Raw genomic sequence first — 16,404 nt, forward strand, 5'->3', positions numbered from 1 at the left:
CACGATGGGGCCAGGCCCGCCAGGGCAATGACCACCAGCATCCTCACGGTTCGCATGCGGCCACGTTACCCCATCGAGCCATGCCGGACGAGCCGGTTGGTGTCCCAATATCGAACACTCATCCCAACCAAAACGTGAGGGCGAGCAAGAAGAATCTGGCATCAGCATTGCAATTATCTTGATCGGGAGGCTCAGATGCCTTACTGGATTGAAGAAGACGGTGAGAAGGTCGGACCGATGGAGGCGATCGAGATTCTCCGCCGAGCCGACGGAAACACCCGCGTCTGGGACGGAGAGAATTGGTTCTCTCTCGACGAGCTCATCGGTACGGATCATCCGCCGGCCAACGACGAGGATGTTGCCAAAGCTTCGTTCGTTGTTCGCGAGAAGGTCGCGAGCTAACCGCTAGCGGCCACGAATCGACACCCCGGCTAGCCGTTTCGAGCGAGGGCCACACCCTCGCCCGTCTTCTTTTCTGCAACCCGATTCCCCAGAACCCTGATACGTGTCCATCGTATCCACTCCACAGACCAGATCGTGAAATCTGTAGGGGGAAGCATGAAGTACGTTGTACTTTCCGTCGCCCTCGCTCTCGGTGCATCGATGGCCGCCGCCAGCGAGTCGATTCCGTTCGACTCACCCCGCTGGCAGATCGAAGCCGAGGAAAGCCGCGTCGAGCCCTACCAGGGTAAGACGAGCCTGGTGCTGCGCGGCGGCCTCGCCCTGGTGCCCGACGCGGACTTCACCAACGGGGTGATCGAGTACTTCTGCGCGTTCCCCGAGGCGCGAGCCTTCGCCGGTGCAACGTGGCGGGTTCAGGACGCCGCCAATCGCGAGGAGTTCTACATCCGGCCCCACCAGTCGGGAAACCCCGACGCCAATCAGTACACCCCAATCTTCAACGGCCTGTCCGCCTGGCAGCTCTACCACGGCGAGGGCTACGGCACGCCGGTGGAGTACGAGTTCGACAGCTGGTTTCCGGTCAGGATCGTCGTCTCGGGGGACGAGGCCGAGGTGTACATCCGCGATCTCGAAACACCCGCCCTGTTCATCGATGACCTCAAGCGGAATACCGCATCCGGCGCGGTCGGGCTCGCGGTCCCCAACTTCGGAGCGGTCCGCTTCGCGGAGTTCCGCTATCAGAAGATCGATGACCCACCTCTCCACGGCCGCGTCGAACGAACCGGGTCCGCGCCCGACGGTGCCACGACGACATGGCAGATATCGAAGCCCTTCGCCGAGAAGATGATTGACGAAATGACGGAGATTCCCTCCGATCTCGAATCGGGGCTCGCCTGGACCGGGTTGAGGACCGAACCCTCCGGCCTCGCCAATCTCTCCCGGGTCAGCGTGTTCACCCGGGAGGCCAATACGGTCTTCGCCAAATTCACCATCGTTTCCGACCGGCCGCAGACGAAGATCATCTCCTTCGGCTACAGCGACCGGCTGCGGCTATTTCTCAGCGGAAAGTTGCTCTACGTCGGCAACAATACCTACCGCAGCCGCGACTACCGGTACCTGGGAACCATCGGATTCTTCGATTCGGTCGCTCTGCCACTCCAGAAGGGCAGAAACGAGCTCTGGTTCGCGGTCTCGGAGAGCTTTGGCGGTTGGGGCGTGCAGGCGGCATTCGGCGACACCGAAGGTCTCGAACTCCCGGAGTGACGCGAGAAGCGCCCTACCAGGCACGACTGCGCAGATGTCCGACCTGTCGCTTCTGGCGGGCCTCGATCGTCGCCATCCTGCGTTCGATCTCCGCCTTTGTCCCGGGCGACACGCCCAGCTTCAGGGCGGTTACCAGATACTGATAGGCGGCGGTCGGATCGTGCTGGTCGTCGAGCAGAATCGCTCCCGCCAACGCGTAGGCCTCGCCGATCCCCGGCGCTCGGGGGGTGGCCCGGATCACCCGTTGCAGCAGCGCCAGCGCCGCGTTCGCGTGCCCTCGCCCGCGCAGTGAGGTCGACAGGGACACCGCGTCTTCCGCCGACAGTGCGGTACGAGCCACGGCGGAAGGTAGTGCAAAGTACTCTGAAGCCGCGGTTTCGAACTCCCCATCCGCGATCGCCTGTCGGACCGAGTCTCGGCCGGATGGTGCCTTCTTCGGCGCCTCGATCTCGGGCGCAGACGATTTCCCGAACCGTTGGATGATGAACGCCACCAGTCCGCCGGCCAGGAATCCGCCGATGTGTGCTCCGTGCGCCACCCCGCCGCCGCCCGCGAAAAGAAACGGCAGCACGTTATCGATGAAGAGGTAGACCCCGAGCACGATGCGGGCCCCTATCTGGACGGTCTGCATGAAGAACGGAGGCAGGAAGAGGAGCACCCGGACCATGTTCTTCGGAAACCAGATGAAGTAGAAGCCGAGGACACCCGAGATCGCGCCCGATGCGCCGACCAGCGGCACGTCGGAGGCCGAGAAGAACATGGCGTGGAACAGAGTCGCCGCCGCTCCCGTCATCAGGTACCAGAAGATGTACCACAGCGGGCCCAGCCGGCGCTCGACGTTGTCGCCGTATATCCACAGGAAGAGCATGTTGCCGAAGAGGTGCATCAGCCCGCCGTGCAGAAACATCGCGAAGAAGAGGTCGAAGAGAGAGGGTTGCGCCGGCCGGTAGCCGTGCTCGAAGACGAAGAGGTCGTACTCGGAGAGCCGTTGCGCCGCCATCGCCAGCTCCTGCCGGCTGTTGACGTGTTGGGCGAGGAACTGGATGTACTCCTGGTAGGCCGGATCGTTGACGTCTGCGGGCTTCGACCCCTGCGGAATGTTGATGAAGAGGAAGAGCACCACGTTGAGGGCGATGATGCCCCAGGTCACGAAGGGCACGCCCTTCGGATTCGGAGCGTCGGAAATGGGCAGGAACATGCGCGTCCTCCAAAATGCAGCCGGGTCGTCACAGAGAGTAACATTGGCGGCCGACTCGAAGGGCGCGCAAAGGCCAGTCCAGTCTTCGTCCTTGTCCAGGCGCCCCAATTCTGGCTATCGGCGTCCTACTCTTCTGAACCGACCTGCTTCCTGGTCTCGACCAGCCGCTGCCACACATCCTCCGGGATCTTGTCCACCGGCCACGAGGCGTGGCTCTGGACAATGGTCCACTGGTCGCCGCGCTTCTCGACGACGCCGGTCTTGCGGATGTCCTTCGTACAGAACTCCTCGCCCTTCCAGATCCCGCAGTCGTCGAGGTGGCAGGAGTACCACGCTATCGTGCCGTCCTTTGAGAAGCGGATCCTGATGTCGCGAAACTCGAAGTGCGTCGCCTCGAAGTCGGGCGTCATCCAGACCCTCTCCGCGGTCTCCTTCAGGTCGTCCGTGCTTTCGGCGCCGCCGCTGGAATCCACCCACCAGAGGAGAAGGTCCTCATCGGCGAAGATCTGTAGGAGCCGGTCGAGATCCTTGTCGATCGCCCAGCCGATGGTGTCCTCGATCACTGCCTTGACGGTTTCGTAATCCGGATGATCGGTGGGTTCGGGCTGGCCGGCCACGAGCGGCGCAGCAACCATCAGTATCGTCATCACCAGGCGCGTTGTGTTCATCGTGGATCCCTCCTCCGGGCTCGGAATTATATTCAGAGATTCATACGCAGATGGGCATCGACAGTTGAGACATTTTCAGATCCCCTGGGGATATTGGTAGCACGTGCGCGCCGGCCCAACCCGCTCCCATGGTTCTCGGCTCGCTTCTCTTTCTCCCAACGACAAGCTTCGTCAGCAGACCGAAAACGACACGCCTCGAGGGGTTTCTCGCATTCGTTGGCGGGCCGTAAACGACCCGCCTACAGAGGTCTTTCGCGATTGTAGGCGGGTCTCTTCAGGACCCGCCCGAGCGCATTGAATGGGCGACCGTCATTCCATGAATCAACGCCGAATCCGGCGTAGTGATGCTCGGGATGACGGATCGATACGCACCGCTCGACCGACCCCTTCACTGTCCGACGATCGCGTCAGACCCTGCACACCCTGAGATCGAGTCGATAGCTGACCGCGAGAGTTTCATTTCCTCGAGGCGTTGCTCTCTGCAGCTCGGACTCCAGCTGTGCAACGGGATCCTCGCCTCCCTCCTCGATGTATCGGCCAACCGCCGACCAGGTCCGCACGAAGTCGAGATATCTCGCCGGTGACCACTTGAGGTCGATGGCAAACTCGGGCGATTCGAGCTCAAGGAACGGCAGGCCGATCGACGAATATCCGTCGAGTACCATCCGCACCTCCGCCGGCCAGTACGGACCCAGCGGACCGTCGATGAATTCGTGCACCACTCGCTCGACGTCGTCCGAGGCGAAGTGTGGCATCCCGTAGGTCCATGCGGCGAATACCCCACCGGGGCGGATCACCCGATCCACCTCGGCGTAGAAGGCGTCACACGCGAACCAGTGCAGCGCCTGCGCCACGGTGACGAGGTCCGCAGACCGTTTGGCGAGCGGCACTTGCTCCGACATGGCAACTGCAAACCGGGTGTTCTCATCGATCTCGGCGGCGGCGACCTGCTCCGGGCTCGCATCCGTTCCGACCACGAGATCAAAGTGGCCGGCCAGCGGGCGGGACGCCTGCCCGCTGCCGCACGCACAGTCCCACGCGAGCTCGTGCCGCGGACACAGCGACGCCAGCCATTCGAACAACGTTGCCGGATATTGGGGTCGATAGGCTGCGTAGTTCGACGCCACGTTTGAGAAATGGTCCGGGAACTTCACCGGGATTCACTGCAATCGAGACGGAATCAGTCTTCGATCTGTCGCCGTCACCATGCCGAATATCGTCAGCGCGGCGATGAGCAGCACAAATACCGCAGTCGGCGGGAAGTACCAGGCCGACGGATCGAGCGTCACAACGGTCATCATCGACACATACTGGATGAACTGAAAAGTCGCGAAGGCGAGGAGGCCGTGTCGAACTGCGAGGTAGGTAGACACCGTCGCCGACACGGCCGTGAACGCAGCTGCCGTGAGAACGTCCGGCCCCACAGAGTTGCCGAACACGCCAAAGGAGAACAAGAATATTGCGCCCCAGAGCAGCAGTGGCGCCACACGGTCGAGTCGGCCGAGCATCCATCGCGCGACAACGTAGACCAACAGAACGCCGAGGGCGGTCCCGAGAGTGACCACCGGATATCTGGTGATGGCCGCGACATAACTATCTAAAGCGAGCGGGTTATCCTCCGTCGAAAATGCGAAAATCGGCACACCGATGCTGCTCACGTCGAGGGCTTTGAGAAGAATTGGCATCGCGAGATTCTGTGCCGCGAACAGGGTCACGGCAGTCAACACATCGCGGCCCACTGCGGGGTCGGTCACCCTTCCGGAGAGGAGCCGGCTCCACGAAACCATCGAGTTCGGATGCAGCCGCCGGATGAACGGCTCGAGAGCGAGGTAGAGCACCCAGGTCATCAGTGCTCGCGTCGCGGCATAGGCGACCGAGGAAAAAAACCCTCGCACTTCCTCGACCACACTCAACGGATGGTGCGACCCGATGAGACTGCTCGCGAAACACAGGATGAACGCCGCTACCGCCAGCCGCGCTGCGCCACGCCGGTCCCAACGCCCATTTCGAATGTTGAACCACGCGACGACCGCGCCGCTGACGAAGAAGGAGAAAAAGACGAAGCTCAACCATTTCAAACCGCCGACCGGCGCCTGATGCTCACCGGTTTCTGAAGCTCCTTCGACTCGAATCCAGGTCGGAACCCCGCGCGCCATGGTCATCACGATCTCGCGCGGCCTCCCCTCCGGCCGGGTGCTGGCTGCGTGCCACGCGATGGTCGAGTCACCCGGCATCGGCGGAATTCCGGTCCACTCGGTCCGTTCGATGCGCGTCGGATCCAACTCTGCGGCTTCCGTGACAGTCGTCATGAGCTCTTCCACTGTTCTGGCCGAAGCTTGCGAAACAGGATCCGGCACCGCTCGCAGTTCGAGCAGCGCACCGCGTGGCCCGAGTCGAACCAGAGACATCCCTGCCTCGGTGAGCGGCGGGTCCTCGGGCCCGACGACGTCGCCCATGTTTGGACCCGGAAGCGAGGTGTGCCAGGGAGCCATCGGCAACGGACTCGCACGACTCCAGAATCTCAGCACGGGATACTCCTCGGACTGGAGCAGAGCTCTCCACTCGGAATCAGAGGAGGGACTTGCCTCTGCCACGAGGCCCCAATCGACATCCAGGCCCCACGCGGAGTCAGCCTTGTCAACTTCGAAGCCGAGGTCGGCCAGCAGCACATCGGCCCGATGCATCAGGACCTCGGGTGCCAGGATGCCGCCGATACTCTCGACCAAACCCGGCACCCCCCAGTACCAGGCCGAGACAGCCATGCCCAGAAGGACGATTGCACCCAGCTGCAACGCTCGAGTCGGCGTCATCGTGCCCCGCCTGCCCGACGCCGCGATCAGCTCCGGCGAAGGCATCTCGCCGGCCTTGAGCATCGCCGCCAGCGGATCGCCGCCCGGCAGGGCAGCCATCACCGCCAATGCGCTCTCCGGCCGGCCCTCGGGCTCAACCTCGAGACAGTGCATGATGACGCGCTCGACCGCCGGGTCCATTCCCTCGACAAGCTCTGACGGGCTGGTCGGCGGGGCGGACGACGAGTAACGTTCCTTCAAGCCTGCGACGGTCTTCACATCGTGAGCCCGCCTGCCCGTGACCAGCTCGTAGAGCACCAACCCGAGGGCGAAGATGTCGGTCTTTTTCGATGCACCTTCGCCGGCAATCTGCTCCGGGGCCATGTACGCCGGCGTCCCGGCCTGGGCCTCGCGGCCCCCAACCAGCTGGTCTGCAGCACTCGCCAGGCCGAAGTCTGCGACGCGCGCCCTCCCCCGTCCGTCGATCATCACATTGGCGGGCTTGAGGTCGCGGTGCACGACGCCGAGCTCGTGGGCGGCACCGACCCCGGCGCAGATCTCGCGCGCGAGCTCGATCGCCTTGTCCTTCGGCAGGCGACCGATACGGCGCAGCAGCGATGCCAGGTCCTCGCCGTCGATGAACTCCATGCTCAGGAAGGGCCGCCCGTCCGCATCGCCGATGTCGTAGACGCGGCAGACATTGGGATGGGCGATCTGCCGCGCCAGACGAACTTCGTTGCGCAGGCGCTCGAGCCGTACCGGATCGCCCGACAGCTCGACTGGCAGGAACTTCAGGGCTACCGAGGTACCGAGCTCGTGGTCATCGGCACGGTAGACGTCGCCCATACCGCCGCTGCCGAGGCGACCGACGATTCGGAAGCGCCCGGCTATCAGCTGGCCGGGCGGAAAATCACCGCTATTGGACGGGATCGCGCTCGGACTTTCGGACGGCGAGCCAAGGTTCGATATCGTCGGCTCGTCGTCGCTCGACGCTGATCGGTCCTGGCTGTCCCCGGGCATGTCAGCAGGGTAACACCGTCATCCGCCGCAGGCGAGCGTCGCTGCCGTCCTCACTGACTATCGGAGACGCACTGCTCATGCCCGCCTGTTAACTCACCCGTCTCAGCACATCTGCTATGGTCGGTTCTACAGGTAGAAAGGAAGGAGGTTGAATTGAGTGAGTCCAACTGTGCGACGTGTTCTTTTCGTGCGAAGTATGACCAGAACCCCAGGTCCTTCCTCGGACGCCTGTGGCGCTGGCACGCCAACTTCTGTCCCGGCTGGAAGGGCTACATGAAGTTGCTTCCCGATGACGAGAAGAGGGCGATCATCGAAAAGTACAATTTCCCCGCGAAGAAGTTCGTCTGACTCGAAAAGGGAGGTGCGTCGTGGCGGAGCCGCTGCATGTCGTGGACTTGGAGACCTGCCTGGGCGACGGCATCTGCGCCGAGATTTGTCCGGAGGACATTCTCGAAATCGTGGACGAGAAGGCGGCCACCGTCGAAACACGAGCCGATGCCTGCATCCTCTGCGGACAGTGCGTGGCGGTGTGCCCGACCGGATCGATGGCGATGCCGCAGCTGCCGATGGAGGATTTCGCGAGATTGCCCGAACGGCCGTTCGAGTACGAGCAGCTTTTCGATTTCCTTCGATTGCGGCGCAGCGTGCGGGTCTTCAAGGACACACCCGTCGATCGGGAGGTCATTCAGAAAATCCTCGACGCCGCCGCTACCGCGCCGATGGGCATGCCACCGCACTCAACCGAGGTGCTCGTCATCGATCGGCGCGAAGAGCTGGAATTCCTTCTCGAGCAGCTCGTCGAGGAATACACGAAGACCCTGAGGGCATTCTCCAACCCGATCGGCCGGGCGGTCATCCGCCTCGCCGCCGGAGCCGAGGACTACTATTCGCTCAAGCACGAGATCCTCGACATCGCCGCGCACGCCAACAACGTCTATCGCGACCACCGTGGCGACAACTACATGCGCGGCGCACCGGTTTTGATGCTGTTCCACGGCAATCGCAGGGCGATGTCGTACCAGGAGAACGCTCACCTGATCTGCCACTACTCGATGCTGGCAGCACTCTCACTCGGGCTGGGTTCGACGATCATCGGCCTGATTCCGCCGGTCGTCGATCGATCGAAGGTGCTCCGTGAACGCTATGGCATACCCAACGGGAACAAGGTGTGCACCTCACTCGTCCTCGGCTACCCGAAGTACAGGTACCGGCAGAGCATCCGCAGAAACCTCGCCGGGGTGAAGTACCACTGACTCGAGACACAGGGAAAGGCGTGGGATCCATGGACATCCGCGAAAACTGGATCAACCTCCTGCACAGCGCGGCGACAGGTACCAGGGAAACCCGGACTCTTCTCACGCCAGTCGGCATCGCTGTATTCGGCATTTTCACGGCCCTGTTCGTGCTGGCCGCACTGTGGGTCGATGATCTCCTCAACCTGCCGGGTCTGCTTCCCGATAGCGCGAGGTTGCCGGTGGCGATTCCGGTAATGGCGGCGGGGGTCGCGATCACCGGCTGGTCCGGCTATCACTTTCTGAGGGTCAAGGGAACTCCTGTCCCTTTCAACCCTCCCCCTGAGGTGGTCACAACCGGACCGTATCGCTACGCCAGGAATCCGATGTTGACCGGGGTCTTTCTGTTTCTGTTCGGTCTCGGCATCGCCTTCGACTCGTTTTCACTGGTGTTCTTCTTCACGCCGCTGTTCATCCTGGTCAACCTGTGGGAGCTGAAACAGATCGAGGAGCCGGAACTCGTGAAACGACTCGGCAATGACTATGTCGCATATCGACGGCGGACCCCGATGTTCATACCTCGCCCCGGGCGAAGGTCCAGTTGAGTCCGAGCGAGCAGTTGGAGGGATACATGCACCACAGCGTGTTGGGCGGATTGATCATCGACTGCAACACCGACGACCTCGATCGCGAGGCCCGGTTCTGGAGCGAGGCGCTGGGATACGCGATTCGCCCTTCCGAGGATCCTGACGACGCTGAATACGTAATTCTCGAAACGAGGCAGGGAGAACCGTATATCGAGCTTCAGTCGGTCAAGCACCCGAGCCGGGTACATCTCGACATCAAGACCGACGACCTCGAGGCCGAGGTCCGGCGCCTCGAGCAGCTCGGGGCGACCCGAGTGAAGAAGGTCAAGCGCTGGTGGGTCCTCGAGGCCCCCAGCGGTCACCGGTTCTGCGTCATACCCCTGCGTCCGGGGCAAGACGTCGGCCGCCTCAACACGTGGCGCGACGAGTGAAACGGAGGTCTGCAGTGTTCGAAAAGGTCCTGTTGGGAGTGGGTCGACGGATGGTGCCGGTGCCTGAAGCTCTATTCAAGCCGATGGTCGAGCGCGACGCGAAGAAGCTCGCCAAGCGGCGGGACCTCGAGCCTGACGAGCGCCGGGTCCAGCACTTCGCAGTGCGGGAGATCCCGCGCCAGCGCGGGGCGATCGCGCCCGGGGTCTTCGCCAGAAAGCTGGACCTGCCGCTCGACGAGGTGAATCGGATCCTCGGCGAGCTCGAGCGGCGCATGACCTACCTCTGCCGCAGGGGCGGCGAGGCGGTGAACTGGGCCTACCCGGTAACTGCCGACGAAACGCCCCACCGGGTTCGGATTGACGGCGGCGCGGCGTTCTCCGCCGCTTGAGCGGCCGACGCCGTGGCGACGCCCTTCGTGCAGGGGCGACTGTTGGAACGGGACCTTGGCTGCGAGATCGACACCGAGTGTGCGATCAGCGGCCGTGCGATCACCTTCGCGCTCGACAGCGAGCTGCGATACAGCGTGCGCCCGCCCGCCGAGAAACCGGTGTTCTTCGTACCCATGCTCGACCTGCTGAACCTCGACGCACCGTGCATCGTCGATGACTTTTGAATGAAGAGCGTCTTCTTCTGGTCAGAAGAAGAGGCCCGCACACACCGAAAAAAGAAACCCCGGCCAAGGGGGCTATATCTGACGCTGCGTCAGGGCGAGATCATCACCCGCCCGATCCAAAGCGTGCTCTTCGGATTCGCCAGGGACTAGCGGAGGTCCATCATGTCACGAAAGGCAGCAAAAACAGGCCCCGGCCCGATGGTCATGGTTGCCATGGAGCAGTACCTGCCGGAGGACGAGCGGATTCTCATCGATGACCTCGCCACTCCGATCCTGCCCTTCATATTCAGGGCCGAGGTTCGCCTGTTCGGGCCGGTTGCCAGCTGGATCATCAAGAAATGGGAGCAGAAGGTGCCCGGCCTGTGGGGCGGAATCATGGCCCGCAAGCGGTACATCGACGACATGGTGACCGAATCCGCCGACGGCCACATCGAAGCGGTAGTAAACCTCGGAGCCGGATTCGACACGCGGGTCTTCCGTCTTCCGGCCCTGGCCGCCCTCCCATCTTGGGAAATCGACCAGCCCGGGATCATCCGAGCCAAGAGGACAAGGGTCGAAAAGCTGTTTGGGAGGGTCCCGGATCATGTGCACCTGGTTCCGATCGACTTCGACCGCCAGGACCTGCGTTCGGTCCTGTCGGCCAACGGCTACACCGCCGATAAAAAGACCTCGTTCATTATGGAAGGAGTCACTCAGTACGTGACTGAAGCGGGCATCCGGTCGAACTTCGATTTCCTCTCCAAAGCGCCTGCGGGAAGCCGGCTCGTCTTCACATACTCCCCCAAGGACTTCATCGACGGCGTGAATTTCTATGGCCAGGAGTTCCTCTACAAAAAGATGCTGGTGAAGGACCGGATATGGCTCTTCGGTATCGATCCCGAGGATATCGATGACTTCATCGGCGAGTACGGCTGGCGGGTGATCGAGCACCTCGGTTATGACGAGCTCGACCAGCGATACGTCAGACCGACCGATCGAGATCTCAAAACCATCGCCATCGAACGGATCGTGTTCGCTGAGAAAACGCGAGGCTCGCGATAACGGACGGCGTATGCCGCCGCTAAAGATTGACCGCCTCATCGCGGCGCACGGTCGGGATATATCCAACCCTCACGAATCCGGGAATGCCGCTTAACGCAGGTGTTCCGGATCGACAGCAAGAGTCCTGGTGATCTCGGAGACAGATTCTTCTTCCATTGCGAATCCGGTCGCCTCTTCGTACGCCTGCCACCACGCCTCGGCATCAGCCCGGCGCCACCGCGGAACCTCCAGAGACGCCGCCAGACGGGCGCGGATCTCGCCAGCACTCTGCGGCCGGTCGTCGGGGTTCTTTGCCAGGCATTGCATCACCACCGCTTCGAGCTCGAATGGCACCTCGCGCCCGAGCCGTTCGGACGGCGGGGTCGGCTCGGTGTGCAGATGGTGGCCGCAGACCTCGACGATGTTGCCGGTGAAGAGCTGCTGCCCGGTCAGCATGTAGTACGCCACCGCGCCCAGCGAGTACAGATCGCTGCGGCCATCGATCTTGTCCGGATCGGTCATTGCCTCGGGCGCCAGATACTGAGGCGTGCCGGTGACCACCCCATCGTGGGTCAAGTTCGTGTCCTCCGGTCCTTCCACCACCTTGACCAGGCCGAAATCCAGCACCTTGGCGATATCGAGCTCACCCCCCTGCCGGCAGAGGAAGATATTAGCCGGCTTGATATCGCGGTGGATGATCCCGAGCTCGTGCGCCTCGGCCAGCCCTCCGGCCACCATTTCCATCACCCGCACCACCCTGCCTGGGGGCTGGGGACCATCGCGCTCGACCACCGCCTCGAGCGAGGCGCCATCGAGCAGCTCCATCGCGTAATAGAAGACACCGTCGGGCGTCCGCCCATAGTCGAAAATGGTGATGGTGTTGGGGTGGGTCAGACGGGCCGTCTCCTGCACCTCGCGCTCGAAGCGTGCCAGGCTCGCCTGACCCATCTTCTCGAGCGGCAGCAGCTTGACCGCCGTCGGCCGCCGCATCATGGCGTGGCTGGCCCGATACACCATGCCCATACCGCCCTCGCCGAGCTTCTTCTCGAGGGTGTACTGTCCAAGCCTCATCGCCTGGCGCACCTCGCGGCGGAGATTGTGGATGATGCGCGAGATCGACACGCAGACGATGGTCACCAGCGTCCACCAGATGAGCACATTGACCACCAGCGACCCCATCTGGTAACCCCCGATAGCCTCCCGCATCGCGCGGTCGGCGGCCACCGGCAGCCAGTCGAATACGTAGAGAGCCAAGAGAGGGACAACCGCCAGCACGGTGATCCACACCGTGCGACGCACCGAGCTCGGAACCAGCGCGGCGCGAAGCACGTAGCCGAAAGCCAGCCCCAGCATCAGCGCGACCAGGATCTGCTCGAGCTGCAACCCGGCCAGCAGCGTGAAGGCCTCGGGCTCGACCACCGCCAGATCGATGCCCGCGCCCCTGGCCGTGAGCTCGAGCGCCTGTGGCGCGATGTGTCGACCCATCAGGGCAACGGCAATCGCCGAGCCCATCATCGACGCGCTTTCGACCAGGCGGACGACCCGATGTGGAAGAGCCCCGCGGCGGCAGATCATCCACACCGAAAAACATATCAACAGCGCGATCCAGTAGAGCGCGGTGCCCGCCGTGAAGTACTCGCGCCACCAGCCCATCGCGAAGTAGATCGATGCGGAGGCGAGGTTGCCGACCAGCCACACGATCGTCAGTACCTTGCCGAGCACCCCGACCCGCCGCTGATAGAACAACTGATGCTCGGGGGTGTCAGAACCGGTGGACCGAGAGATCATCATGGCGGAGTCGAATCCTACCACCATCGTTTCTGAATGTTTCTTCCCGAATCCCCGACACTCCGAACCGCTGCCCTCAAATGAGATCTTTGACGCACGGTTCTCACCTTCGGTGCTTTTCGACGATACGGATCTCGATCCGCTGCGCGGTCCTCTCGGATTCGAGAACCTGGTCGAGGAAGTGCGCCGCAGCCAGGCGAATTAACCCGGTCCCCTCTCCTGCTTTTCAGCCACCATTCTGAGCACAGCAAAGGTGCGCAGCTCGCAAACCCTCAACCCGGCGATAGCTTGACAGCACTTATTCCACGGTATTCGATGACAGGCGAACTTTCGACTCATGCGCCTGCCCCTCCCGGCGTGTTGTCATCCCCGATACGGGAATCTTTTGGCCAGCTCTTTGGTGAATCCCGCAACCACCTGGTTTGCGGGAACCAGCCAGTTGGTGGAGTGCGCGAAATCCGTCTGCCAGATCACCGCCCCGTCGACGGCGTCGATCAGCTCGCAGTTGGCAAAGATGTCGCTGGTCTTGAGTAGGTTCCAGGGAAGGAACGGCGCGAGAGCGCCTTCCGTGATTTCGTTGACCGCCTGCAGGCTCAGGTCGAGGCCGAAGGATTCGCCGCCCGAGATATATCGTGTCTTCTGCACCGAGGTGCTGATGACGGCGTCCACCCTGAGCACATTGGCAATGGACTTGGCGGACATTGACCACGACTCCCGGATCCCGATCCCGGCCTCGGCGAGCAGGCGGTTGGTGGTCTCCACCGGCTGGATCTCGATCCGGATCGGGTGCTTGCGGTGCACGCTCGACTGGTTCAGGAGACGGTAATAGTACGCCTCCTGAAAAGCGACACTTTCCGCCTCCTCGATCTGGGCGATCTGCTCCACCGTGAGGTCCTTCGGCGGATTGCCTGCGAGAACCATCTCGAACGGCAAAACCGCGATGACCCGGTGATGCTGCGCCCGTTCGATGAACTGCGGCGATTCGTAGTTGACCGTCGTGCAGGCGACACAGAACAGCAGCAACACAGCGAAAAGAATCCATCGGGCTTTCATTGCTGCTCCTCCCTTCCCTGGCGATCGTTCACACCAATCGTCTCTCACGGGTAGAGCAAGCCCCATGCCAGAAATTCCTTCGCGAATCCTTCCGACCTCCGAGGTCAGGAGTCCACCCGAGAGGACGCCGTGTCCCGCCGAAGGTGCGTCGAGTCACCGAACAGGTCCACGGTCGAATTCACGAAGTCGGTTCGCACTGGCGTTCAGCGACCAATCCGGAGAATATAGATCGTGTCCCGATCCAGGGAGTCGTCGGTTTTGTCGAGTTCGAAGCCCGCCTCCTCGATCGTCTCGACGATCTGGCCCCTGGACATGAAGTGGTACCTGTAGGTCCGTTCCACCTCGGTGTTCTTCTCGACGATCACGATCGGAGCGCCGGGCTTCAGGTAGGCTCCCAGATTTCGCAGGAACTCCACCGGCCGGTCGAGATGGTGGAGCACGTAGACCATGATCACCATGTCGAGATCGTTTTCCGGGAACAGGGCGTCTTCGACCTCCCCCAGGACAGTGACGATGTTGCCGATGCCCTCCAGTTCCGCACGATCACGAATGGTCTCGAGATCGTCTTGCGAAATCTCGTTGGCAAACACGACGCCTCGATCCCCGACCCGTCGCGCGAGGGGAAAGGTGAGATACCCCTCGCCCGCTCCGGCCTCGCCAATCCTCATTCCTGCTCTCACACCGGCCACATCCATGATCTGCTCGGGCGGCTGCCAGGTTGTTCGCTCGTCATTTCGGTCGATTGGAAGCGCAATCGTGGCGTTCATGCACGCTGCGATGACAAACGGTATGACCGAACACCTCGAAAACCGGATTCTCATCCGCGGACCCCTCCCTGCGCCGGGGGACATATCGGTGGGTACCATGAAGATGAGTACGAAACTCCACACGCGGGGTTTGAAGATCAACCCGAATTCGGGTCCCAGCATCGTTATCGCCGTACTCCCGCAAACGCGCGAGCACAAACCGTCCGGTCGCCTCGGGTCAACTGTCGCTCATGCCACGCCGGATGACGAGGAGTTCGATCGACCGATGTTCGGCACCACCCGCGCCGATACCGCCGAGGTGGCACCGGAGGAGAACCGGCCTTAGATTGACCGGATGAGCGACCGGTGATCGCGCGACCGCCTGTTCCGGCGACTTGTCAGGCCAGGGCTTCTCGGATGATTTCGGCCGGAAACGGGTCGCCGTGACCCGGATAGACCGTCTCCGCGCCTCGCGCCAACAACAGCCTCCAGCTCGCCTTCACCTCAAACAAATCTTCCGCGAAGATCGGCAGCCCCGGCCGTAGCCTGAACGGGGGGTTGTTGTGCGCCAGGCAACCGGCAAAGACCTCCCCGGATTCGAGCAGGACGCTGACCGATCCCGGCGTATGCCCGGGTGTATGCAGCACCCGGCCCGCGATCCCGTACTCAGTCAGCGAAAGGCCATCATCGCCCAGAATCACGTCGGCCCGTGCCCCGGGAAAACTGAAGAAGGGCCTTAACGGCACCAAGGTGGCGCGCGCCATCCGGCCCCAGGTCGTCACGGCCGAAGGCAATCCCTGGACACCGCTCTCAAGGTCGCGGCGATCTCGCTCGTGGATAGCTATTTTCGCCCCGGTCATCCGCCGCACCGCAAGAGCGGACCCGACGTGGTCGGAATGTCCATGCGTCAGGACGATCAGTTGGATCTCCTCCGGACGGATGCCGATCTCCCCGAGCCATCTCTCGATCGCCCGCCCGCTTCGCGGAGGACCGGCATCGATCATGATGCTCCCCCCGTCCCTGATCACGTAGCACCGGTTGATCCCCAGGCGCTTCGAATAGATCCTGGCCGACATTCTCCCTCCGGGGACATAACAGCAGTGTATTCCTCGGTTGCTTCGGTCTGACGTTATCACGACGCGCGGTCAGCGTTTCGAGCCTCGATCTCGTACCGTCCCAGGCAATCACCAATCGCCAGGCTCCTTGTGTGTCCTTCCGTCAACTGACAACAGGCCTTAAGATGTGCATCGAAATGAATTGTTGCCAAGAACCTGGACGGTCGCCAGTCCTCCGGCTTCGATAACTGGAGAGGTGATGCCATGAAAACCATCGGTCTGGTCGGCGGCACGACTCCTGAATCAACCAAGATCTATTACGAGGGATTGATCGATGGTGCGCGACGGCCGGGCGGCAACCCGCTCCACAACCCGGAAATCATCATCTACAGCCTCAACCTCGCCGAGCTGGTCCGGCTGCAGCGCGACGGCGAACGATCGGAGGTGGTGGATTTCCTTCTCGATGTCCTGCAACGACTGCAGCGGGCCGGAGCCGAGATCGGCTCGTTCACCGCCAACACGCCCCACACCTACCTCG

Annotated in this window: 19 protein-coding genes; 11 read left to right on the forward strand and 8 right to left on the reverse strand. The window is 62.4% G+C overall.

Annotation, left to right across the window (positions count from 1 at the left end; translation table 11 throughout):
* The first annotated feature begins 195 nt into the window (after positions 1–195).
* Positions 196–402 (forward strand): hypothetical protein, encoded by a 207-nt coding sequence (locus tag LJE93_12895; GenBank protein ID MCG6949802.1) that lies wholly within the window; start codon positions 196–198, stop codon positions 400–402.
* 156 nt (positions 403–558) lie between these two features.
* Positions 559–1,665 (forward strand): hypothetical protein, encoded by a 1,107-nt coding sequence (locus tag LJE93_12900; GenBank protein MCG6949803.1) that lies wholly within the window; start codon positions 559–561, stop codon positions 1,663–1,665.
* A 13-nt stretch (positions 1,666–1,678) separates the two neighbouring features.
* On the opposite strand, the gene LJE93_12905 is transcribed toward LJE93_12900, so the two are convergent.
* The 4 genes from LJE93_12905 to LJE93_12920 all read right to left on the reverse strand — a co-directional run bounded on the left by LJE93_12905 (position 1,679) and on the right by LJE93_12920 (position 7,340).
* Positions 1,679–2,863, reverse strand: coding sequence for a rhomboid family intramembrane serine protease (locus LJE93_12905; protein MCG6949804.1), 1,185 nt, complete (start codon positions 2,861–2,863; stop codon positions 1,679–1,681).
* Positions 2,864–2,988: 125 nt separating this feature from the next.
* The gene (locus tag LJE93_12910; protein MCG6949805.1) at positions 2,989–3,531 is read right to left on the reverse strand and encodes a nuclear transport factor 2 family protein; all 543 of its coding nucleotides are present in this window, start codon (positions 3,529–3,531) and stop codon (positions 2,989–2,991) included.
* A gap of 407 nt (positions 3,532–3,938) precedes the next feature.
* Positions 3,939–4,658: a class I SAM-dependent methyltransferase gene (locus LJE93_12915; protein MCG6949806.1), complete on the reverse strand. Its 720-nt coding sequence runs from the start codon at positions 4,656–4,658 to the stop codon at positions 3,939–3,941.
* Positions 4,659–4,691: 33 nt separating this feature from the next.
* Complete coding sequence (locus LJE93_12920) at positions 4,692–7,340, reverse strand: serine/threonine protein kinase (protein ID MCG6949807.1); 2,649 nt, start codon at positions 7,338–7,340, stop codon at positions 4,692–4,694.
* A gap of 153 nt (positions 7,341–7,493) precedes the next feature.
* Here LJE93_12920 and LJE93_12925 point away from each other — a divergent pair, with 153 nt between their 5' ends.
* The 7 genes from LJE93_12925 (at position 7,494) to LJE93_12955 (ending at position 11,245) form a co-directional block, all read left to right on the forward strand.
* Positions 7,494–7,688: a hypothetical protein gene (locus LJE93_12925; protein ID MCG6949808.1), complete on the forward strand. Its 195-nt coding sequence runs from the start codon at positions 7,494–7,496 to the stop codon at positions 7,686–7,688.
* Positions 7,689–7,708: 20 nt separating this feature from the next.
* A complete protein-coding gene (locus tag LJE93_12930; GenBank protein MCG6949809.1) occupies positions 7,709–8,593 on the forward strand; it encodes a nitroreductase family protein in 885 nt (294 codons plus the stop codon).
* Between the two features lie 29 nt (positions 8,594–8,622).
* Positions 8,623–9,177: an isoprenylcysteine carboxylmethyltransferase family protein gene (locus LJE93_12935; GenBank protein ID MCG6949810.1), complete on the forward strand. Its 555-nt coding sequence runs from the start codon at positions 8,623–8,625 to the stop codon at positions 9,175–9,177.
* Positions 9,178–9,203: 26 nt separating this feature from the next.
* Positions 9,204–9,590: a VOC family protein gene (locus tag LJE93_12940; protein MCG6949811.1), complete on the forward strand. Its 387-nt coding sequence runs from the start codon at positions 9,204–9,206 to the stop codon at positions 9,588–9,590.
* 14 nt (positions 9,591–9,604) lie between these two features.
* Positions 9,605–9,979: a hypothetical protein gene (locus LJE93_12945; GenBank protein ID MCG6949812.1), complete on the forward strand. Its 375-nt coding sequence runs from the start codon at positions 9,605–9,607 to the stop codon at positions 9,977–9,979.
* A gap of 12 nt (positions 9,980–9,991) precedes the next feature.
* Positions 9,992–10,204 (forward strand): hypothetical protein, encoded by a 213-nt coding sequence (locus LJE93_12950; protein MCG6949813.1) that lies wholly within the window; start codon positions 9,992–9,994, stop codon positions 10,202–10,204.
* 162 nt (positions 10,205–10,366) lie between these two features.
* Positions 10,367–11,245, forward strand: a complete 879-nt coding sequence (locus LJE93_12955; GenBank protein ID MCG6949814.1) for an SAM-dependent methyltransferase — start codon at positions 10,367–10,369, stop codon at positions 11,243–11,245.
* Positions 11,246–11,335: 90 nt separating this feature from the next.
* Here the strand turns inward: LJE93_12955 and LJE93_12960 are convergent, their stop codons facing one another.
* The 3 genes from LJE93_12960 to LJE93_12970 all read right to left on the reverse strand — a co-directional run bounded on the left by LJE93_12960 (position 11,336) and on the right by LJE93_12970 (position 14,886).
* The gene (locus tag LJE93_12960; protein ID MCG6949815.1) at positions 11,336–13,015 is read right to left on the reverse strand and encodes a serine/threonine protein kinase; all 1,680 of its coding nucleotides are present in this window, start codon (positions 13,013–13,015) and stop codon (positions 11,336–11,338) included.
* Positions 13,016–13,375: 360 nt separating this feature from the next.
* Positions 13,376–14,065, reverse strand: coding sequence for a hypothetical protein (locus tag LJE93_12965; protein ID MCG6949816.1), 690 nt, complete (start codon positions 14,063–14,065; stop codon positions 13,376–13,378).
* Between the two features lie 203 nt (positions 14,066–14,268).
* Positions 14,269–14,886, reverse strand: coding sequence for a class I SAM-dependent methyltransferase (locus LJE93_12970; GenBank protein MCG6949817.1), 618 nt, complete (start codon positions 14,884–14,886; stop codon positions 14,269–14,271).
* Between the two features lie 49 nt (positions 14,887–14,935).
* Here LJE93_12970 and LJE93_12975 point away from each other — a divergent pair, with 49 nt between their 5' ends.
* Positions 14,936–15,157 carry a hypothetical protein gene (locus tag LJE93_12975; GenBank protein ID MCG6949818.1) on the forward strand — a complete coding sequence of 74 codons (222 nt, stop codon included), beginning with the start codon at positions 14,936–14,938 and terminating at the stop codon, positions 15,155–15,157.
* Between the two features lie 52 nt (positions 15,158–15,209).
* Here the strand turns inward: LJE93_12975 and LJE93_12980 are convergent, their stop codons facing one another.
* The gene (locus tag LJE93_12980) at positions 15,210–15,887 is read right to left on the reverse strand and encodes an MBL fold metallo-hydrolase (protein ID MCG6949819.1); all 678 of its coding nucleotides are present in this window, start codon (positions 15,885–15,887) and stop codon (positions 15,210–15,212) included.
* 243 nt (positions 15,888–16,130) lie between these two features.
* Between LJE93_12980 and LJE93_12985 the strand changes: the two genes are divergently transcribed.
* A partial coding sequence (locus tag LJE93_12985; GenBank protein ID MCG6949820.1) for an aspartate racemase occupies positions 16,131–16,404 on the forward strand: 274 nt, incomplete at its 3' end.

This window comes from Acidobacteriota bacterium, assembly GCA_022340665.1.
Lineage (GTDB): Bacteria > Acidobacteriota > Thermoanaerobaculia > Thermoanaerobaculales > Sulfomarinibacteraceae > Sulfomarinibacter.